This window comes from Undibacterium sp. CY21W (assembly GCF_014284265.1).
GTDB classification, from domain to species: domain Bacteria; phylum Pseudomonadota; class Gammaproteobacteria; order Burkholderiales; family Burkholderiaceae_D; genus Undibacterium; species Undibacterium aquatile.
Window position 1 is genome coordinate 669,619 of sequence record NZ_JACOGE010000002.1, and the last position, 20,711, is coordinate 690,329.

Consider the following 20,711-nt stretch of genomic DNA (forward strand, 5'->3'; position numbering starts at 1 on the left):
GTCTGAATAAACAAAAGGTGGCTTGAAGATACTCCCCCCAGTATATTTAGCCGCTTTACGCCGCTACCAGCTTGCTCTGAACAAAAGCCAGCATCTCGGCAACTGGAACATTGGTCGCTTCAGTATCGCGACGGCCGACGTATTCGAGCTTACCTTCTTTCAGACCACGGTCGCCGATCACCACGCGATGCGGCACGCCGATCAACTCCCAGTCGGCAAACATCGCACCAGGGCGTTCACCGCGATCATCCAGAATCACATCGATGCCAGCGTCCAGCATCGCCGTGTACAGTTTTTCGGTTTCTGCTTTGACCGCCTCGCTGCGATCCATACCCATAGGGCAGATCACGACTTCAAACGGTGCAATCGCGGTTGGCCAGATAATGCCTTTTTCGTCGAAATTCTGCTCAATTGCCGCGCCGAGAATACGGGTCACACCGATACCGTAACACCCCATTTGCAGCAATTGTGGTTTACCGTTTTCATCGAGGAATGTGGCCTTCATGTCTTGCGAATAGCGCGTGCCAAGCTGGAATACATGGCCAACTTCAATGCCGCGCTGTATCGCCAGCACGCCTTTACCATCAGGCGAAGGATCGCCATCAACCACGTTGCGGATATCCAGCACCAGCGGCTCTGGCAGATCACGTCCCCAGTTCGCCCCGGTGAAATGGAAATCCGCTTCATTCGCGCCGCAAACAAAGTCGGCCATATTCGCCACCGTACGATCGGCGACGATGTTTACCGGCTTTTTAGTATTGATAGGGCCAAGGTAGCCTGGCAATGTGCCGAACCATTCAACGATTTCCGCTTCGGTGGCGAAACGGTAATTGGCCAGACCCGGTATTTTGTTGGCCTTGACTTCATTCAACTCGTGATCGCCGCGCAGTAGCAACAGCCAGATTTGTTTGCCAGCTTCGCCTTTTTCTTCATCATCCACCGCGAGCACGATCGATTTGACTGTGCTTTGCAAAGGAATATTTAGGAATGCGGCAACGTCCTCGCACTTGGCTTTGCCAGGCGTCGCTGTTTTCGTCAGTGCTGCACTCGCGGCAGGACGTGTTGCCGACAATGCCACAGCTTCTGCGGCTTCCATATTGGCGGCGTAATCCGATGTCGGGCAATACACCAGCGCGTCTTCGCCGGTTTCTGCAATCACATGGAACTCATGCGAGCCAGAGCCGCCAATCGCACCGTTGTCCGCGGCAACCGCGCGGAATTGCAGGCCAAAGCGCTGGAAAATCCGGGTGTAAGCGTCAAACATGATCTGGTACGACTTCTTCAGACCATCAACGTCGCGATCAAAAGAATACGCATCTTTCATCGTAAATTCACGACCACGCATCAGACCAAAACGCGGACGGCGTTCATCGCGGAATTTGGTCTGAATGTGATAGAAGTTGACTGGCAACTGACGATATGAACGGATGTCCGAACGCACGACATCGGTAATCGCTTCTTCCGAGGTTGGCTGAATGATGTAATCACGACCATGACGGTCTTTCACGCGCATCAGTTCCGGGCCCATTTTGTCCCAGCGACCGGTTTCCTGCCAGAGTTCGGCAGGCTGCACAACCGGCATCAGCATTTCAATCGCACCGGCGCGATTCATCTCTTCGCGGACGATATTTTCGACTTTACGAATCACGCGCAAGCCCATAGGCATGTAGTTGTAAATGCCGGATCCCAGACGTTTAATCATGCCGGCACGCATCATCAGTTTGTGGCTGACGATCTCAGCGTCGGCAGGGGCTTCTTTAAGTGTAGAAATAAAAAATCGGGTAGCTCGCATGACAGTGATTCTTTTTAAATGGAAGGTTATAATCAACTCAATTTTAAAGGATTAGCTGGCTAATGCGCCCACTCTTTGCATATTTGATGAAGGAAACCGCGTTTTGTTCGCCAGACTGGCTGCTGCCCGGAACTAAATGGGCTCGCTTTTTGACGTAACCGACGCTTTCAATTGCAGGGACAAGCCGTTTAGCCACAGAAAGTTTTGAGGTTAGACATGCTAGATCGTGAAGGCTTCCGCCCTAACGTTGGCATAATTTTGCTTAACGCCAACAATCAAGTCTGGTGGGGAAAGCGCGTGCGCGAGCACTCATGGCAATTCCCGCAAGGCGGCATTAAATATGGCGAATCTCCTGAGCAGGCAATGTTTCGTGAGCTGGAAGAAGAAACAGGTTTGTTGCGGGAACATGTCAAAATTATCGGCCGCACCCGTGACTGGCTCCGTTATGAGGTGCCAGATCATTTTATCAAACGTGAAATTCGTGGGCATTACCGTGGGCAAAAACAGATCTGGTTTTTGCTGCGCATGGTGGGTCGTGATTGCGATATCAACCTGCGTGCCAGCAACCACCCTGAATTCGATGCGTGGCGCTGGCATGAATACTGGGTGCCGCTGGATGTGGTGATTGAATTTAAACGAGGTGTTTATCAACTGGCGTTACAGGAGTTATCCCGTTATCTGCACAGAAGTGATCACCCCGGAGCCCAGCGCCAGCGCTCGCAACGACAAACGCCGAAGGTCACGGAAAAATTGATGAATCCGGACAAACCTGAACAGGAAGAATCGAAATAATTTATGGCACATGACAATCAACACCGCTATGCCAAAGGCTTGTTCGGACTGCTGCTGATTGCAGCCGGATTGCATCTGCCGCTGACGCACGCAGCAGATCAGGAAGACGATGAAGTGAATACAGGATGGCAGGAAAGTGCATTGCAATTACCAGCCGCACCAAAATCAGAAAATCTGCTGCCTTTTTATAACAGTGGCACGCAAATTTTCGCGATTGATAAGCAATCGGTCTCTGTTGAAAAAGATAATTCAGTTCGTTACACCTTGGTCGCGACCAGCAGCAATGGTGCAAAAAACGTCAGTTATGAAGCGATACGTTGCGAAACTTATGAAAAAAAGCTGTACGCATTTGGTCGCATCGACGGCACCTGGTCAGCATCTCGACGTAAAGAGTGGGACAGAATTTCAAATGCTGGCGCCAACAAGCAGCACCACGTTTTATACACCGAGTATTTGTGTGACGGCAATACGGTTGCAGGAAAAGCGGCAATGATCACGGACCGATTAAACGGGAAACGCTCGCCGTTTAATCGCTAAAAAACGCGGGACTTATACAAAAAAAGGTGCTCAGGCACCTTTTTTTACAGAACAACCAGGTTGTCGCGGTGTATCAGCTCCTGCTCTTCGACAAAGCCAAGAATGGCTGCAATTTCAGCTGAAGGATGGCGCTTGATCCGCCGCGCGTCTGCGCTGGCGTAATTCGACAAACCTCTCGCAATAACGCGCCCCGCTTCATCAACACAAGTCACCACCTCGCCGCGGCCAAACTCACCGCTCACCTCCAGTATGCCGATCGGTAACAAGGATTTACCTTCCCGTGTTAATTTCTGTACGGCACCAGCATCGAGTACGATGGTGCCCGCAGTTTGCAAATGATCCGCCAGCCATTGTTTGCGCGCCGCAATCGGTGCCATATCGGAAACCAGCTGCGTGCCGATGGCTTCGCCGTTCGCCAGTCTGACCAGCACATTCTCTTCGCGTCCCCAGGCGATCACGGTATGCGCCCCGGAACTCGCTGCACGTTTGGCAGCCAGAATCTTGGTCAGCATTCCGCCGCTACCGAGGCTGGAGCCGGCTCCGCCGGCCATCGCCTCCAGTGTTAAATCCCCTGCTTTCGCTTCATGTACAAATTTTGCATCGGGATTTTTCCGAGGATCTGCGGTATACAAGCCTTTTTGATCCGTCAGAATAATCAAGGCATCGGCCTCGATTAAATTCGCCACCAGCGCACCCAAGGTGTCGTTGTCGCCAAACTTGATTTCATCAGTCACAACCGTATCATTTTCGTTGATGATAGGAACGATACCGAATTGCAACAAGGTGAATAAGGTCGAGCGAGCGTTCAGATAACGTTCGCGATCAGCAAGATCAGCATGAGTAAGTAAAATCTGTGCGGTACCAATGTCATGTGCCCGAAAGCTGCTTTCATATATTTGCGCAAGCCCCATTTGCCCCACGGCGGCGCAAGCCTGCAGCTCATGTATGCCTGTCGGTCGTTTTTCAAAGCCCAGCCGCTGGCGCCCCTCAGCAATGGCACCAGAGCTGACCAGAACAACTTCCTTCCCCATTTGTCGCAATGCGGCGATCTGTACAGCCCATCGTTCTATCGCTACCTTGTCGATACCTTTGCCGTCATTTGTTACTAGTGAAGAACCCACTTTAATTATCAGCCGTTTGGCTTGCTGGATCACAGAATGCATAAAGAGTAAAACCAAAGTCGATGGGGAGGAAAGTCTTAAATTATACTTTATGTGGACTTAATCGCATTAAACTAAATTAAATTCAGACTTATCTTTTCTTTTCATACCAATATCCTGAAAAAATATTATTTCAATACGAATCAGGAAATCATTTTTTGAATGTCTTACAAAGTAGCAGGCGAAAAAAAAGCCTGAAATTCAGGCTTTTTTGATTATTCGTCCCAGACTTTAAAACGAGGATCATCCGGATCAATGGATAAAATGCCCTGCGCTTCTTCTTTCATCTGTGTTTCTTGTGAACGCTGCTCTTGTGTACGCTTCTCTTCGATGTCTTTGTAAATCGCCATGACCAGATCTTCGCAACCTTCGCGATTCAACGCGGAGATTTCAAATACCGGGCCTTTCCAGCCAAAACGCTTGACAAAGTCTTTGACTTTTTTCTTACGCTCATCTTCACTGAGGACATCCAGCTTATTCAATACCAGCCAGCGCGGCTTGTCGTAAAGGCTCTCATCGTATTTACGTAACTCTTTGATCAGAGCCTTCGCATCTTTAACTGGGTCAACATTATCGTCAAATGGCGCCAGATCAACAATGTGCAACAACAAGCCAGTGCGCTGCAAATGCTTCAGAAATTGCACACCCAGACCGACGCCATCCGCAGCACCTTCGATCAAACCAGGAATATCGGCAATCACGAAACTCTTTTCGTGGCTGACACGCACCATACCCAGATTCGGATGCAAAGTCGTAAATGGATAATCGGCAATCTTAGGGCGTGCGTTTGATACCGCCGTGATGAACGTGGATTTACCCGCATTAGGCAATCCCAGCAAACCAACGTCTGCCAGCACTTTCAATTCGAGACGCAATTCACGACGTTCACCCTCTTTACCTTCGGTACGCTGACGTGGGGCGCGATTGGTAGATGTTTTGAAGTGGATATTTCCCCATCCACCTTCACCACCTTTAACCAGCTCCACTTGCTGACCATGCTCGGTCAAGTCAGCAATCACTTCGTCTGTGTTACGGTCTGCGATTAAGGTGCCGACTGGCATGCGGAGAAAAATGTCATCCGCGCCTTTGCCATAGCAATCTGCACCACGACCATTTTCACCGTCTTTTGCCTTGTGCAGTTTCGAATAGCGATAATCAACCAAAGTGTTGATATTACGATCAGCAACCGCCCAGATACTGCCGCCACGGCCACCATCGCCGCCGTCAGGGCCGCCAAATGGGCGGAATTTTTCGCGACAGAAAGAGGCAACCCCATTACCGCCATCGCCGGCAATAACTTCAATTCTGGCTTCGTCAATAAATTTCATTTTTACCACCTAAAAAAGCTTGTATAAATCTTTGCTACCCAGATGGAACAAACGATTTATACAGGATTTCTCGAAACTAAAAAGGCTCTACCAATGGCAGAGCCTTTTCGTCATACTGGCTTGCGCCTTAGCTTGAATTACTTCAAAACTTAAGCTGCAACTACAATCGCGTATTGATGCTTGGAAGCACCTTTGATTGCGAACTGTACTTTACCGTTAATCAGCGCGAACAAAGTATGATCTTTGCCCATGCCAACGTTTTCACCTGGGTGAACACGTGTGCCGCGTTGACGAACAATGATACCGCCAGCATTGATAGCCTGACCGCCGTAAACTTTAACGCCTAAGCGTTTTGACTCTGAGTCACGGCCGTTGCGCGTGGTGCCGCCGCCTTTTTTATGTGCCATTTAATAGCTCCTTGATACAGGTAATTAACAGGTAATCGAGAGATTAGCCGTTGATAGATACGATTTGCAATTCAGTGTAGTTTTGGCGGTGGCCTTGACGCTTCTGGTAATGCTTACGACGACGCATTTTGAAAATACGTACTTTGTCGTGACGACCGTGATCTACTACCTTAGCCAGCACCGTAGCACCTGCGACCAATGGAGTACCAAATTTAATTGTTTCTCCAGCACCCAATGCGAGTACTTGATCAATGGTGATTTCGGAGCCAATGTCTGCAGGTATCTGTTCTACTTTAAGTTTTTCACCAGCGACAACTTTATATTGTTTGCCGCCGGTTTTTATGACCGCGTACATGTGAAACCTCATCAAATAAATAAAAGGGATTTTCTCCCGCACTTCAAAAACGACCTGGGAATTCGGGAAAACCCCAAATTATACATAGACTTAGACTTTGCGTCAAAAACAATTTGCATATTTTTTCAGCAGAGAAAACCTCACGAATGAAAACGGTTTGAGGAATTTCAATAAGAAACGAGAAAACAGATGTATTGCGTACCGGCTTACAGCGCAAATTTAATCTTGTCGTCGTATAATCTCGCGGTCTTGAATTAATTAGCAGGATTCCCCCTTGTCTGCCACTGCAAACCCAAACCCTATTACCGACGTGATTACTGCGGATATGTCTGCGGTTAACGATGTTATTCGCCGACAGCTCTATTCTGACGTTCCTCTGGTAAATCAGGTTGCTGAGTACATTATCAGTGCAGGTGGAAAACGCTTACGTCCCGTTCTCGTACTGCTGATTGCGAACGCTTACGGCTATCAAGGGAAAAACCACCACGACTTGGCAGCAACTATTGAGTTTATTCATACGGCAACTTTGCTGCATGACGATGTTGTTGATGAGTCGTCGCTGCGCCGTGGTCGCCAGACTGCCAACGCACTGTTTGGTAACGCTGCATCCGTGCTTGTCGGCGATTTTTTACATTCACGCGCATTTCAGATGATGGTGTCTGTTGGCAGCGTTCCGATTATGCAAGTTGTTGCCGACGCCACCAACGTGATCGCTGAAGGTGAAGTGCTGCAACTACTCAATATGCACGATCCGGATGTGACGGAAGATCGTTACTTACAAGTAATACGCTCAAAAACAGCCAAGTTATTCGAAGCATCAGCAAAAGTTGGCGCTCTTATTGCAGGGGCAAATGAAGAACAGATAGAAGCGGCCGCAGAATATGGTCGCAGCATAGGCACCGCATTTCAATTAATCGACGACGTGCTCGATTACACAGGAAACGCAGAAGAAATCGGGAAAAATGTTGGTGATGATTTGCGTGAAGGCAAACCAACATTGCCTCTGATTTATCTCATGAAAAATGGTACGGCCGAAGAAAAAGAACTGGTTCGCACATGTATAGAACAAGGTGATGAATCACAGTTCGATAAAATCTTACATGCGATTACGCAATCCGGCGCACTGAATTACACTAAAGAAAAAGCGGTGGAAGCAGCGCGTAAAGCATCAGCCGCAGTCACGCATTTACCAGAATCTCCATACAAAGAGGCACTTCTCACTTTGAGTCAGTTTGCCGTTCAACGCAATCACTGAACTTAAAAAATCTCATTTAAGCAGAGTTTCAATCGAGGCAATCACAGAAATGTGCTTGCCTCGATTTATTAGCAGACTCTCCTGCGTTCAGCAGTATTTTTGTCGCGTACTTTCACACAAAGACAACAGTTCCGTTGGCTGAATGCAGCTCAGATGTAAAAAAAAGTAGCATGCCTTTACAAAAAAGGGCTTCAGTTGCATCATCGCAAAGCAATTCATTCTTTTTGCAAACCTAACCCATAAGTCACTATGTCTGCCGCTCCACCAAACACTGCACCGCAAGTAACAACCCCAGGACTTGCCCGAGCTTTAATGCAAGGCAATTTGCTGACAGCAGCACAAACAGACACGATAGTAAAAAAGACTCAGATAGACAAAACACGTTTTATCGATGGGCTATTGCAAAGCAACATTATCAGTCCGCGTGACCTTGCCACGTTTTGCTCTGAAACTTTTGGCTACCCGCTAATGGACTTATCGGTAATCAATGAGAGTCTGATACCGGACAAATTAGTTGATCCCAAGCTCATGCAAACGCAGCGCCTTGTTCCTATCGCAAAAAAAGGAAACAAACTGGCACTGGCGGTTTCAGACCCAACCAACAACTCAGCGTTCGATCAGGTTAAATTTCAGACCAGCCTGGGCATAGAACTCATCATGGTGCAGCATGATGCGTTGCTGAAAATGTTGGAAAAAATCAGTAAAACATCAGAGCAGAGCCTGAACGACCTGTCTGGCGATGAATTCGATCTGGACTTTAAAGAAGAAGACTTAGGTCAAGCCGCTGCTGCGGCAGCGGCAGATGCCCAGGCCAATGAGGTTGATGACGCACCTATCGTCAAATTCTTGCAAAAAATGCTGGTCGATGCCATCAACCTGGGAGCATCCGATTTGCATTTTGAACCCTTTGAAAAATTCTACAGGATTCGTTTCAGGGTTGACGGTGAACTAAGGGAAATTGCCCAGCCGCCGCTGGCGATCAAGGATAAGCTGTCATCCCGCATCAAGGTTATTTCCAAGCTCGATATCTCTGAGAAAAGAATACCTCAGGATGGCCGGATGAAATTGGTTCTGAACGCCAATAAATCCATCGATTTTCGTGTAAGCACGTTGCCAACACTGTTCGGCGAGAAGATCGTTATGCGTATTCTCGACGGATCGCAAGCGCAAATGGGAATCGATGCACTGGGTTACGATCCGGATCAAAAAGAAACGCTGATGAATGCGATTCAGCGTCCTTACGGTATGGTGTTGGTGACCGGCCCGACCGGTTCAGGTAAAACGGTATCTTTGTATACTTGTCTGAACGTAATTAACAAACCGGGCATCAACATTTCCACAGCCGAAGACCCTGCTGAGATTAACTTACCAGGCGTGAATCAGGTCAATGTGAACGATAAAGCCGGCCTCACTTTTGCTGCAGCACTAAAGTCTTTCCTTCGTCAGGATCCGGACGTCATCATGGTCGGTGAGATCCGTGATCTGGAAACGGCAGATATTGCGATCAAGGCTGCGCAAACCGGCCACATGGTATTTTCAACGTTGCATACAAATGATGCCCCATCTACCCTGACACGCCTGATGAACATGGGCGTAGCGCCCTTCAATATTGCGTCATCGGTCATTCTCATTACTGCACAGCGTCTGGCACGTCGCCTCTGCACTTGCAAACGCCCAGCGGAAGTACTGGATGAAGTACTGCTTGCGGCCGGCTTTAAAGAAGAAGATCTGGACGGGACATGGAAGCCTTACGAACCCGTTGGATGTGATCGCTGCAATGGGAATGGTTACAAAGGACGCGTCGGCATCTATCAGCTCATGCCAATTTCCGAGTCGATTGAGCGCATTATTTTAAATAATGGCAGTGCCATGGAAATTGAAGAACAAGCACAGCTTGAAGGAATACGCAATTTGCGCCAATCTGGATTGCTGAAAGTGCGGCAAGGATTAACCAGTCTGGAAGAAGTACTTGGATGTACTAACGAATAATCGGAGAGCAGTTACATGGCAACTAATTCCGCCAAACCTATAAAAAAAACCAAAGATGTTCTCTATGCCTGGGAAGGTAAAGATAAATTCGGAAAAACAGTGCAAGGAGAATTGCGCGCAGGCGGAGAGGCTATCGTCAATGCAACTCTCAGGCGTCAGGGCATTCTGGTTACCAAGCTAAAGAAAAAAACTTATAGCTCAGGTAAAAAAATTACGGATGCGGACATCACCTTATTCACACGCCAGCTTGCGACCATGATGAAAGCTGGTGTACCACTATTGCAGTCATTTGATATCGTCGCCAAAGGAAATGCAAATCCATCAGTATCCAAGTTGTTACAGGATATACGTGGCGACGTAGAAACAGGGACCAGTCTGAATCAGGCATTCAGAAAATTTCCTTTGTATTTTGATCCGCTGTTCTGCAATCTGGTTGGCGCTGGTGAGCAAGCCGGTATTCTGGAAGATTTGCTGACCCGTTTGGCTATTTACAAAGAAAAAACCCTAGCAATAAAGAAAAAAATCAAGTCCGCGATGACCTACCCGGTTGCCATTCTGTCGGTCGCTTTTATCGTGACAGCGGTGATCATGATTTGGGTAGTTCCTGCATTTAAAGAGGTGTTTACAAGTTTCGGCGCCGATCTCCCCGCGCCAACACTAGTCGTGATGGCGATATCCGATTTCTTTGTGAAGTATTGGTACATGATTTTCGGCGGACTATTTGGCTCCATTTACTTTTTCCTCCAGACTTGGCAACGCTCCTTACAAATGCAGCGCACCATGGACAGACTACTGTTGCAAGCCCCTATTTTCGGTGCAGTGATCAGAAAAGCAACGATTGCTCGCTGGACTCGTACTTTGGCAACCATGTTTGCTGCCGGCGTTCCCCTGGTTGAGTCGCTGGATTCCGTCGGCGGCGCTGCCGGTAATGCTGTATATCTTGACGCTACGATAAAAATTCAGACGGAAGTCAGCACCGGTACCAGTCTGACTGTCGCAATGCAAAATTCAAATGTTTTCCCGACGATGGTAACGCAGATGGTTGCCATCGGCGAAGAATCGGGGGCACTCGATAACATGCTGGGGAAAGTAGCTGATTTCTACGAGGAAGAAGTCGATGAGGCCGTTGCGTCTTTATCCAGCTTAATGGAGCCCCTGATCATGGTGATTCTGGGTGTCATTATCGGCGGTCTGGTCGTCGCGATGTATTTGCCTATTTTCAAACTGGGTGCAGTCGTCTGATGTTAGAAGAAATTTTTTTTGCACAACCCGGAAATGTACTGAGTATGGTCATATTAGGCATATTCGGGTTGTTAGTTGGCAGCTTTCTGAATGTGGTTATTTATCGCCTGCCAAAAATGATGCAGCGAGAGTCCGATAACTACGTTGCGCATGAAACCGGGCAGGAATTACCTCATCAAGAACCTTATAACCTGACCATACCGCGCTCGGCTTGTCCTCATTGCGGACATAAAATTACTGCACTTGAGAATATTCCCATCATCAGCTACCTGGTCATCGGCGGGAAATGCACGGGTTGTAAAGCACCGATTTCCATTCGCTATCCGCTCGTTGAACTATTCACTTGTTTACTGAGCGCAGGCATGATCTGGCACTTTGGCAGCGGCATTGCAGGTTTATCGGCGATGTTTTTTGCTTACTTCCTGATTGCGATGACACTGATCGATGCGGATACGCAATTGCTACCGGATGACCTGACACTGCCATTGCTCTGGCTGGGCTTATTGGTCAATCTGAATGGCACGTTCACCTCATTACCTTCAGCAGTCATAGGTGCAGTGGCAGGCTATTTATCTCTGTGGTCAATTTACTGGATATTTAAATTGGCGACTGGAAAAGAAGGCATGGGGTATGGCGACTTCAAATTGTTAGCAGCACTCGGAGCTTGGATGGGCTGGAGTATGCTGCCTGTGATCATCTTACTGTCGTCCGTTGTCGGTGCAGCTGTTGGTATTGCTCTGATCATCATGTCAAAAATGGGAAAAAATACCCCACTTCCCTTTGGGCCTTACCTCGCAGGTGCCGGGTTGATTGCTTTATTCTGGGGAAAACAGTTATCAGCCATGTACCTGAGTACCTTCTGATGTCTGAGAGATTTACGGTTGGTCTGACGGGCGGCATAGGCAGTGGAAAAACAACCATTGCCAATATGTTTGCCGACTTTGGCGCAAGTATTATTGATACCGATGTCATCGCACATCAACTGACCCAACCAGGTGGCATCGCCATGCCAGTGATACGAGAACAATTTGGCGATGCATATCTGACTGACGATGGCGCCATGGATAGGGCACGGATGCGTGAGCTGGTCTTTGCCGATAGCGGCAAAAAACAAAAGTTAGAAAATATCCTTCATCCTCTGATACGTCAGGAAACCGAAAAAGCTGCCAGCCTGGCAACTGGTCTTTATCTTATTTTTGTCGTTCCTTTACTCATCGAATCAACAACCTGGCGCAACAAGGTGAGTCGTATCCTGGTTGTTGACTGTGAAGAGCAAACCCAGATTCACCGAGTGATGGCACGAAATAATTTAAGTGCGGAACAGGTTCTCGCCATTATGCGAGCCCAGGCAAGTCGCCAGCAACGACAAGAAGCTGCGGACGATCTTATCTTTAATGACGGCGATCTGAGTTCAGTAAAAGCCGAAGTCCGTGCATTGCATGAACACTATGCATCTCTGGCAAAATTATCAATAAATAATCATCACAAAATAGCGTCATCAGATAATTCCCGATAAGAACAAAAAAAATTCACGTGGCATTTGTATTTTCTGACAGTATGGTTCAGAATCACGTGAGGCTAGAGTTGGCATAAATTTAAACAGGGAAACTATTTTGATTGTTTACGAATACCCTTTCAACGAGCGTATTCGAACGCTATTGCGTTTGGAAGACCTGTACGAAAAATTTACTTTTTTCCTGCATCAGCCAGACCCTCTGCAACATCACATCGCGCTCGCAACCATTTTTGAAATGCTGGAAGTGGCAGGCCGTGCCGATCTGAAATCCGATTTACTGCAAGAGCTTGAGCGCCAAAAACACACCCTGATCGGTTTCAAGTCCAATCCCAATGTGCAGGCAGAAATGCTGGATAAAGTGCTTGACGATGTCGACCGCGTCAGCAGTGCACTCATTGCCTGCACCGGAAAAACCGGACAAAACATTCGCGACAATGAATGGCTGATGAGCATACGCGGCCGTACCATTATTCCCGGTGGCGCATGTGAATTCGATTTACCCAGCTATCACGCCTGGCAAAAAAACACGACTGAAAAACGATTTGCCGACATTACTGCCTGGTTTGCACCGATCGCCCCGTTATTTGATGCGATCAATGTGGTCTTACGTCTTTTGCGGGAGTCCGGCACAACAAGCAAAGTCATTGCACAAACCGGTAGTTATCAGCAGATGTTACAGGGAAAAGTGTATCAACTCTTGCGCGTCAACGTAGCTCGTGAGACTGGCGCTATTCCTGAAATTTCAGCCAACAAATATATGCTCTGGATACGCTTCATGTCACAAGATGGCGATATGAAACCCAAAGCATTTGAGGGCGATATCACCTTCGACCTCACACTCTGTAATTTTTAATTTCTGAATATGGCTACCTTTGTCAATTGCCCCACCTGCAGCAACAAGGTGGAATGGAAAGAAAGCAGCCTTTGGCGTCCATTTTGTTCGGAACGCTGCAAGCAGATCGACCTTGGCGCATGGGCTGAAGAAAAATATACGATTCCTGCCGTCAATTTACCGGAAGACCCCGAAGAAAGCGCAGTGAATTAACGCTTTTGCGGTATGCCATACTTGCGTAACTTCGTCGCAATCATGGAATGGGAAGTTGCAAGTCTGGCGGCCAGTTTCCGGCTGGAAGGATATTGCGGATAAAGCCGTTCAAGCAGCGCCCGTTCAAACGCTGACACCGATAAATCCCAGTTTTCTGCCGTATCCAGATTGACCTCATCGGCACTGATGCTGCCCTCTGCCCAATCCACATCAGCAGCGCCAAGCACCCGCTGATCCGACATCGTAATGGCTCTGAAAACGACGTTTTGCAACTGTCGCACATTGCCCGGCCAGCGATTCGATACCAGTGCAGCACAGGCAGACGAATTCAGACGACAAACCGGTTTTTGTGACTGCGTGCAGGCTCGTTCAATAAAATGTCCGGCAAGCAGCAAAATGTCATCAGGGCGGTCGCGTAAAGCTGGCATCTCCAGATGTAAAACATTCAAGCGGTAAAACAAATCCTCGCGAAACAAGCCCTCTTGTACCATCTTGGGCAAATTCCTGTGCGTCGCGCTGATGATACGCACGTTCACCCTGACTTCTTTATCGCCGCCGATACGGCGAAACTTACCGTCATTTAAAAACCGCAACAACTTCGCCTGCAGATACAGGGACATCTCACCAATTTCATCCAGAAAAACGGTGCCGCCATCGGCCATTTCAAACAAACCGGGTTTGCCGCCACGCTGCGCACCGGTGAAGGCACCTGACATGTAACCGAATAACTCGCTTTCGGCAAGACTCTCGGGCAAGGCCGCGCAATTTAACTCAAGAAATGGTGCGTTACTTCTGTTGCTGACGCCATGACAAGCTTGCGCAAGTAATTCTTTACCTGTGCCAGTTTCACCTGTAATTAGCAAAGGCGCATCGACCACCGCCATCCGGGCTGCGCGTTTTTTCAGAACGCGCATCTGCTCAGACTCACCGATCAGCAAGTCAAAGCCGCTGCCTGCAGAATTCTGCAGGGCATGAATCCTGCCGCCGATGCGTGTAGGGGCATGAAACGTCAATACGGCACCGACAGAGCGCGATAAGGGTGTAAGTTCCGGAAGTAAGGGTTCTGATACTGGCGTCACATCCATAAAGAAAGGTTCGCCATACAAGCTCACTTCACGACTCGGGATACGGAATCCGTTCGCAATCAGCTCCTCTTGCAGCGCCGCATCATCCAGCACCTGACTCAGGGTCAACCGGCACAACGCTGCTTCATCCATCCCCGCAACCGCTGCCGCAGCGGCATTGGCGATGACCAGATTACCGCTGCCATCCACCGCCAACACAGGGTCTTCCATGACCGCCATCATGGTGTCCAGATGTAAGCGTCGGCGTATGCCCGGCAGTACATCAATCACCTCAATCTGCCCGACACCATTCACCTTCTGGCAATCCTCCTGCAAGGCAGGAAGCATGTATTCAAGCAGTTCCGGGCTATCGATGTAAATATTCGGCGGATCAACTTCAACCGCAACGACATTCAGGCCGCGTCTGGCCAACACCGCCAATATTTCATGTGCGATGCCAACCCGGTCACGAAACTGAATATTAATGCGCATGAGTTGATGAATGAATGTGGTGGAAAATCAATGCGGCTCGGGAATGTAGTCGCGTGGGCGCGCGTAGTGACTGCGAAAACTATTTGTTGCCGCCAGACCGCGCAAGCGTCCCAGATCAAATTGCTCGAGTTGCTCCAGCACGGCTCGGTTCACCGTCATTCTGACCTGGATCAGTAACAGATCCACGCTCTGCTGGCTCGAGTTCCGGCCAGATCGCGGTTCGTCACCGACAAGACTGCAGTCATTGCCTGCGCCTTTCAAAGCGCGTTCTTCAGCCTCAACAAAGCAACGATAAACATCCGCCAGTGTAAAGATGCTACTGCAGTCGCGACAATGCCAGGCATCTTTCTCTTTGCTATCACGCCCGACCAGGCCATTCTGACTCAGAGTCGAGAGAATAGAACGGATCAGCCGCGGTGATTTTCCCGTCGTTGCCACCAGACTGCTGATGTTCGTTGCTCTCGGCATCTCCATCATGATCTGGGCCAGCAGTTCAATTGCCGTATAAAAACGGGTATTCAGATTCGCATCTGCAAATATCTGCGTTGATGACAGCAATTGCTCAAACTGACTCATACCAATTCCTGAGGCATTACAACAGGACGATTAACGCTGCCATAACGATCCATGAACAAACCTTCGGTAGAAATCGCCGGGCGCTTGCCCGAAACAATGTCAGCGATGAACTGACCAGAGCCACATGACATCGTCCAGCCCAGCGTGCCATGACCTGTATTCAGGAATAAATTACGGTAAGGTGTAGGGCCAACGATAGGCGTGCCATCCGGTGTCATCGGCCGCAAACCAGTCCAGAATTCTGCCTGACTGACATCGCCACCACCCGGAAATAAATCGTTAACAGAGAACTCCAAAGTATCGCGTCGCTCTTTGCGCAGATCGAGGTTATAACCGGCAATCTCAGCTGTTCCGCCAACCCGGATACGATCACCAAGACGGGTAATCGCGATCTTATAAGTTTCATCCATGACGGTGGATTCAGGGGCGCGTGTCGCATCGGTGATCGGTACCGTAATCGAATATCCTTTAATCGGATACACCGGAATTTTGATACCCAGATCGCGCAACAGGAAAGGCGAGTAACTGCCCAGCGCCAGCACGTAACGGTCAGCCTTGAATTCGCCTTCCGATGTGATGACGGAAGTAATCTCGTCACCTTCGTGTACCAGTTTCTGTATCGTCACGCCGTACTTAAACTGCACCCCAAGGCCTTCTGCCAGCTTCGCCAGATTCTGTGTGAACTTGAAGCAGTCGCCGGTTTCATCGCCCGGCAAACGCAAGGCACCGACAAATTTTTCCTGCACATTCACCAACGCTGGCTCGACTTTCAGACAACCTGCTTTATCCAGCGTTTCGTAAGGAACATCGTAGCGTTTCAGAATGTCGATGTCGGCTGCCGCACCATCGAGCTGCGCCTGATTCCGGAATAACTGCAAGGTTCCTTGTGTGCGCTCATCATAAGAAATGCCAGTGTCAGCACGCAATTGCTGCAATACATCGCGACTGTATTCTGCCATGCGCAACATACGTCCTTTATTCACTTCATAGCGTGCGTTGGTGCAATTCATCAGCATCTGCATGACCCAGCGCCAGGTATTCAGATCCAGCGTCGGCTGAATCGCCAGCGGGCTGTGTTTCATCATCAGCCATTTGATGGCTTTCAGCGGCACGCCCGGCCCGGCCCATGGCGAGGAATAGCCTGGCGATACTTCGCCTGCATTGCCATAACTGGTTTCCAGCGCAGCAGCTGGCTGACGGTCAATCACCGTTACTTCATGGCCGGCTTTTGCCAGAAAATATGCGGAGGTGGTGCCGATGACGCCGGAGCCGAGGATCACTACTTTCATATTATTTCTCCTGGATACTGAATACTGAATTAAGCGCGGATGCGTTGTTCGTCTATTGTTCGTCTATTGTTTGCCATCTGGTTTGCCGTCTGTATACTCGCGCTGATAACGCGCGCCCAGACTGGTCAGAATTTCGTAAGCGATGGTGGAAGCTTTACCTGCCACCGCATCCACTGTATTAGTGGCAGAAATCAAATCAACCAATGCCCCTGGTTGCAAATGCTCGCTGGCGACCTGCGTCACATCCAGCGTGATCGTATCCATCGATACTTTACCGACCATAGGCACATCGTGCCCGGCGATCTGTGCGATACCCCGGTTGCTCAGGCTGCGCATCCAGCCGTCGGCATAACCCACCGCCACCGTCGCGATGCGGGTCGTTTCGCTGGCCTGCCATGTCGCACCATAGCCGACAGTGGTACCGGCAGAGATTTCGCGGGTCTGAATGATACGACCTTGCAAGTACGCCACTGGGAATAAAGGATTTTCCTGTCCAGCGACCGGGGCGATACCGTATAAAGCCGCACCGGGGCGCGCCAGATCAAAGTGGAAATCAGGCCCCAGAAAAATGCCCGAAGAATTTGCCAGACTGCCGCCAGCAGAAGGAAGCAGTTGACGAATCTGCTGAAAACGTTGAAGTTGCTGACGATTCATAGGATTACTCTGGTCTTCCGCGCACGCCAGATGACTCATGGCGTAACGCACAGCTATCCCCTGAATAAAATCAGGATCGGCGCGCCATTGCTCAACTTCCGCCGCAGACAGCCCCATGCGTGCCATACCGGTGTCAAACTGAATGATGGCAGGTAAAGCCGTTTGTTTTTGCGCCGCCAGCTTGCGCCACGCCAGAATCTGTTCACGACTGTTCAGCACCGGCATACAGCGATGCTCGAGAAATTCAGCCTCATAGCCGACGGGCGAGCCGTGCATCACAATAATCTCAGCCGTCTCAGGTAAATGTGGACGTAAGCTGATGGCCTCTTCAAGATGCGCGACAAAAAAATGCCGGCAACCTTCATCGAACAATACCTGCGCGACCGGAATTGCACCCAGCCCATAAGCATCGGCTTTGACAGCAGCGCCGCAATGCGCAGTGCCGAGTTTGCTGCGCAGCAGCCTGTAATTGCCCCGCACCGCCTGCAAATCAATACGCAGTACCGCGCCACTCTTTCCAGCTACTTGTTGCATGTTCTTCGCACTCCATCGCTACCGGGAAAATGATGAGTATTCATAGCAATGCCCGTGCCACGTGAATTAGTCTCATCAATTCAAAGACTTAGCTTATAGCCCGGGAAACCACCCAGAAACAGATGTATTGGTTTCAATACACCTGCTGCGGCATTCACCCGGAATCACATGAAGAGCCAGACTGAATCGTATCAAAACCGGCACATCGTATATAAATCAATACAGTGTACACATTTTAATACATCACCGAATTAAAAACGAGCGACGACCATTTTCACCCAAAAAAATATCAGGCAATCGAATACTAAAAGGAAATGGTGATGAATTAGAAAAAACACCAGGCTTGATGCACCTGCCCAGAACACCACCGCATCAACGACTTGCTGGCAGATTGCATGCGGGCGAAACGGTACGCGGCGCAGCAACACGGAAAACATCAGTCGATCAGGTATTTTTATGGGGGTATGTGCCAAAAATGCCTTTATCTCCCTATAAATAAAGGGCTTTTAAATATACTCCCGGGGGTATATTTTTAATGCCAGAAGCCATTTCTGCGCGTTGCGGGCATAAAAAAGGCAGAACCTGTTGCGGTTCCGCCTTTTGAAATACGATGGTGGCGGGCATCTGACCAACTGCCTGCTCCGTCAAATGTAGTGCACACTCGTTTTATCTATCACCCTTTTGCCTATTGGCGAACATCGGCTAATTGGTACGTGTGGCGCACCCTACGCTTGCCGATACCAAAAAGACAAGAAATTGCATTCATGAAATCAGTGATCGCTTGGTGCATACATCCACGAAGACAAGTGAAATTTACATCAAAAAGAGTAGTGCCAACAGCATCCAAAATTGAAGTTGAATTACCGTAAAAAAATAAATAGAACCAAACCAGATTGTTATTTCTGATTTTGTCGTTCTTTAATCCTTTCCTGAATACGTACACTTGCTGCATCTTTTAATTCGATAGATGCGGCTGCGACATCAATAACTTTATCTGTTACAGAAGAAACTATTTCTTTGCGTCGATTCAGAATAATTTTGATGTTCCAGACAATAATTCCTAATAACATGAACCCTGGAATCAGACCGTCTGGTTGCCTTTTGTAATTATCATTAATTATGATCGCAACCGCAAATAGCACAGCAAAGGCGATTACATTGAATTTCAGCAATGCGAATATTGTATTTTTCATTATATTCTCTTGGCAAGTAGCTCAATCAATTCCTTGAGCACAAAGATTATATCGCATGCCTATTTGATATTTCATTAAGTTTGCGTAGCCCCGTAGGGGGCATCATTCGTACCATGCCATTGAGGTAATATCAACGGCACAGAACCAAGCAATTACGAAGTCGAGAAATGTTTCAAGAAAGAGAGCCGACCTGCGTGGACATCTGGTCGTTTTGCAATAAACCCAGCCACTCAAGCAGGGGAATCGTCGCTGGTAACAAGGGAGTCACGCCGACGCTGCCTTGCCAGGCGAATGCCTGCCCCTCCAGGCTTTGCGGCTCTCCCTGCCATTCGCGGCAGATGTAAAAATGCAGCCGGACATGGGCATGCGGATACACATGTTCAACGCCACACCACGGATCCGCACTCAGTATCTGAATGCCCAGCTCTTCGACAAATTCCCGCTTCAGCGCATGCAAAATGGTTTCGCCTTCCTCCACTTTGCCGCCGGGGAATTCCCAATATCCTTCGTAGGGTTTTCCTGCGGGACGCTGACCAAGCAAGACATCGCCATTCGGCTTCATTAAGATGCCAACCGCCACATCGACGGGTTTGACAGACACAGGCGCGACTTCAGACATGCGGCACCTTCGTCACTTTACCGGCGTAGTCTCGTGCAAACTGCCACGCGACGCGACCAGAGCGCGAGCCGCGCTGCAAAGCCCAGCGCAAGGCTTCGGCGCGGGCTTCTTCAATCTGCGCGGCGCTGCAACCAAAATGATGGAGCCAGTGGGCGACGATCTCCAGATAATCGTCTTGCTTGAATGGATAAAACGATACCCATAAACCGAAGCGTTCCGACAAAGAGATTTTTTCTTCCACCGTTTCGCCGGGATGCAGATCACCATCGTCGCCATGTGTATAACTGCTGTTGTCCGACATTTTTTCCGGCAACAGATGGCGGCGGTTCGAGGTCGCATAAATCAGGACATTATCGGACTGCGTTGCAATGCTGCCGTCCAGTGCGACTTTCAGAGCTTTGTAACCGGCCTCGCCTTCCTCAAACGATAAATCATCGCAGAAGATGATGAAGCGCTCAGGCCGCTCTGCGATCAGATCAACGATATCGCCCAGATCAGCCAAATTGCTTTTATCAACTTCAATCAGACGCAAGCCCTGATCGGCAAACTGGTGCAGACAAGCTTTGATCAGCGAAGATTTGCCCGTACCTCTGGCTCCGGTCAGCAAGACGTTATTCGCAGGCAGCCCTTGTACAAACTGCCGCGTATTTTGCTCGATCTGCGCCTTTTGCGGTGCGATGTTGTGCAGATCATCGAGCTGAATGGCAGAGGCGTGACGGACAACTTGCAAGTAACCTTGTCCACCGCGTTTGCGCCAGCGAAACGCATGACCGAGCTGCCAGTCCGGCGTTGGTGTTGCCATCGGCAGCAAACTTTCCAGCCGGTTCAATACATGTTCGGCGCGGAGTAAAAACTGATCAAGCTGCGTCATA

At 49.1% G+C, this 20,711-nt stretch carries 21 protein-coding genes; 9 read left to right on the forward strand and 12 right to left on the reverse strand.

Going from position 1 to position 20,711, the window contains the following annotated elements:
- Nucleotides 1-55: 55 nt before the first annotated feature.
- Nucleotides 56-1,792: a proline--tRNA ligase gene (locus H8K29_RS07615; RefSeq protein ID WP_186897066.1), complete on the reverse strand. Its 1,737-nt coding sequence runs from the start codon at nucleotides 1,790-1,792 to the stop codon at nucleotides 56-58.
- 216 nt (nucleotides 1,793-2,008) lie between these two features.
- On the opposite strand from H8K29_RS07615, the gene H8K29_RS07620 reads away from it, so the two are divergent.
- A complete protein-coding gene (locus H8K29_RS07620) occupies nucleotides 2,009-2,584 on the forward strand; it encodes an RNA pyrophosphohydrolase (RefSeq protein WP_186882815.1) in 576 nt (191 codons plus the stop codon).
- A 3-nt stretch (nucleotides 2,585-2,587) separates the two neighbouring features.
- Nucleotides 2,588-3,121 (forward strand): CNP1-like family protein, encoded by a 534-nt coding sequence (locus tag H8K29_RS07625; protein WP_186897067.1) that lies wholly within the window; start codon nucleotides 2,588-2,590, stop codon nucleotides 3,119-3,121.
- A gap of 44 nt (nucleotides 3,122-3,165) precedes the next feature.
- Here H8K29_RS07625 and proB read toward each other — a convergent pair whose 3' ends face one another.
- The 4 genes from proB to rplU all read right to left on the reverse strand — a co-directional run bounded on the left by proB (nucleotide 3,166) and on the right by rplU (nucleotide 6,371).
- Nucleotides 3,166-4,284 carry a glutamate 5-kinase gene (gene proB, locus H8K29_RS07630; RefSeq protein WP_186897068.1) on the reverse strand — a complete coding sequence of 373 codons (1,119 nt, stop codon included), beginning with the start codon at nucleotides 4,282-4,284 and terminating at the stop codon, nucleotides 3,166-3,168.
- 212 nt (nucleotides 4,285-4,496) lie between these two features.
- Complete coding sequence (obgE, locus tag H8K29_RS07635; RefSeq protein WP_186897069.1) at nucleotides 4,497-5,609, reverse strand: GTPase ObgE; 1,113 nt, start codon at nucleotides 5,607-5,609, stop codon at nucleotides 4,497-4,499.
- Between the two features lie 149 nt (nucleotides 5,610-5,758).
- Nucleotides 5,759-6,016, reverse strand: a complete 258-nt coding sequence (rpmA, locus tag H8K29_RS07640) for a 50S ribosomal protein L27 (RefSeq protein ID WP_186897070.1) — start codon at nucleotides 6,014-6,016, stop codon at nucleotides 5,759-5,761.
- Nucleotides 6,017-6,059: 43 nt separating this feature from the next.
- Complete coding sequence (gene rplU, locus H8K29_RS07645; protein WP_186882810.1) at nucleotides 6,060-6,371, reverse strand: 50S ribosomal protein L21; 312 nt, start codon at nucleotides 6,369-6,371, stop codon at nucleotides 6,060-6,062.
- A 274-nt stretch (nucleotides 6,372-6,645) separates the two neighbouring features.
- Here rplU and ispB point away from each other — a divergent pair, with 274 nt between their 5' ends.
- The 7 genes from ispB to H8K29_RS07680 all read left to right on the forward strand — a co-directional run bounded on the left by ispB (nucleotide 6,646) and on the right by H8K29_RS07680 (nucleotide 13,418).
- On the forward strand, nucleotides 6,646-7,626 hold the full coding sequence (gene ispB / locus H8K29_RS07650) for an octaprenyl diphosphate synthase (protein ID WP_255423295.1): 981 nt from the start codon (nucleotides 6,646-6,648) through the stop codon (nucleotides 7,624-7,626).
- Between the two features lie 249 nt (nucleotides 7,627-7,875).
- Nucleotides 7,876-9,615 (forward strand): type IV-A pilus assembly ATPase PilB, encoded by a 1,740-nt coding sequence (pilB, locus tag H8K29_RS07655; protein WP_186882809.1) that lies wholly within the window; start codon nucleotides 7,876-7,878, stop codon nucleotides 9,613-9,615.
- 15 nt (nucleotides 9,616-9,630) lie between these two features.
- Nucleotides 9,631-10,857: a type II secretion system F family protein gene (locus tag H8K29_RS07660; RefSeq protein ID WP_186897071.1), complete on the forward strand. Its 1,227-nt coding sequence runs from the start codon at nucleotides 9,631-9,633 to the stop codon at nucleotides 10,855-10,857.
- Nucleotides 10,857-11,720, forward strand: coding sequence for an A24 family peptidase (locus H8K29_RS07665; protein WP_186897072.1), 864 nt, complete (start codon nucleotides 10,857-10,859; stop codon nucleotides 11,718-11,720). The genes H8K29_RS07660 and H8K29_RS07665 overlap by 1 nt, the downstream gene beginning before the upstream one ends.
- Nucleotides 11,720-12,373 carry a dephospho-CoA kinase gene (gene coaE / locus H8K29_RS07670; RefSeq protein WP_186897073.1) on the forward strand — a complete coding sequence of 218 codons (654 nt, stop codon included), beginning with the start codon at nucleotides 11,720-11,722 and terminating at the stop codon, nucleotides 12,371-12,373. The genes H8K29_RS07665 and coaE overlap by 1 nt, the downstream gene beginning before the upstream one ends.
- 97 nt (nucleotides 12,374-12,470) lie before the next feature.
- On the forward strand, nucleotides 12,471-13,226 hold the full coding sequence (gene zapD, locus H8K29_RS07675) for a cell division protein ZapD (protein ID WP_186882805.1): 756 nt from the start codon (nucleotides 12,471-12,473) through the stop codon (nucleotides 13,224-13,226).
- 9 nt (nucleotides 13,227-13,235) lie between these two features.
- Nucleotides 13,236-13,418: a DNA gyrase inhibitor YacG gene (locus H8K29_RS07680; RefSeq protein ID WP_186882804.1), complete on the forward strand. Its 183-nt coding sequence runs from the start codon at nucleotides 13,236-13,238 to the stop codon at nucleotides 13,416-13,418.
- Here the strand turns inward: H8K29_RS07680 and H8K29_RS07685 are convergent.
- The 7 genes from H8K29_RS07685 to H8K29_RS07715 form a co-directional block, all read right to left on the reverse strand.
- Nucleotides 13,415-14,974, reverse strand: a complete 1,560-nt coding sequence (locus H8K29_RS07685; protein ID WP_186897074.1) for a sigma-54-dependent transcriptional regulator — start codon at nucleotides 14,972-14,974, stop codon at nucleotides 13,415-13,417. The genes H8K29_RS07680 and H8K29_RS07685 overlap by 4 nt on opposite strands.
- 27 nt (nucleotides 14,975-15,001) lie before the next feature.
- Nucleotides 15,002-15,550 (reverse strand): hypothetical protein, encoded by a 549-nt coding sequence (locus tag H8K29_RS07690; RefSeq protein ID WP_186897075.1) that lies wholly within the window; start codon nucleotides 15,548-15,550, stop codon nucleotides 15,002-15,004.
- On the reverse strand, nucleotides 15,547-16,839 hold the full coding sequence (locus H8K29_RS07695) for a D-amino acid dehydrogenase (protein WP_186882801.1): 1,293 nt from the start codon (nucleotides 16,837-16,839) through the stop codon (nucleotides 15,547-15,549). Before H8K29_RS07695 ends, H8K29_RS07690 begins: the two co-directional genes overlap by 4 nt.
- A 63-nt stretch (nucleotides 16,840-16,902) precedes the next feature.
- Nucleotides 16,903-18,027, reverse strand: a complete 1,125-nt coding sequence (gene alr / locus H8K29_RS07700; protein ID WP_186897076.1) for an alanine racemase — start codon at nucleotides 18,025-18,027, stop codon at nucleotides 16,903-16,905.
- Between the two features lie 896 nt (nucleotides 18,028-18,923).
- Nucleotides 18,924-19,220 (reverse strand): hypothetical protein, encoded by a 297-nt coding sequence (locus H8K29_RS07705; RefSeq protein WP_186882798.1) that lies wholly within the window; start codon nucleotides 19,218-19,220, stop codon nucleotides 18,924-18,926.
- Nucleotides 19,221-19,392: 172 nt separating this feature from the next.
- On the reverse strand, nucleotides 19,393-19,839 hold the full coding sequence (locus H8K29_RS07710; RefSeq protein WP_186897077.1) for an NUDIX domain-containing protein: 447 nt from the start codon (nucleotides 19,837-19,839) through the stop codon (nucleotides 19,393-19,395).
- The gene (locus H8K29_RS07715; RefSeq protein WP_186897078.1) at nucleotides 19,832-20,710 is read right to left on the reverse strand and encodes an ATP-binding protein; all 879 of its coding nucleotides are present in this window, start codon (nucleotides 20,708-20,710) and stop codon (nucleotides 19,832-19,834) included. The genes H8K29_RS07710 and H8K29_RS07715 overlap by 8 nt, the downstream gene beginning before the upstream one ends.
- Nucleotide 20,711: the final 1 nt, after the last annotated feature.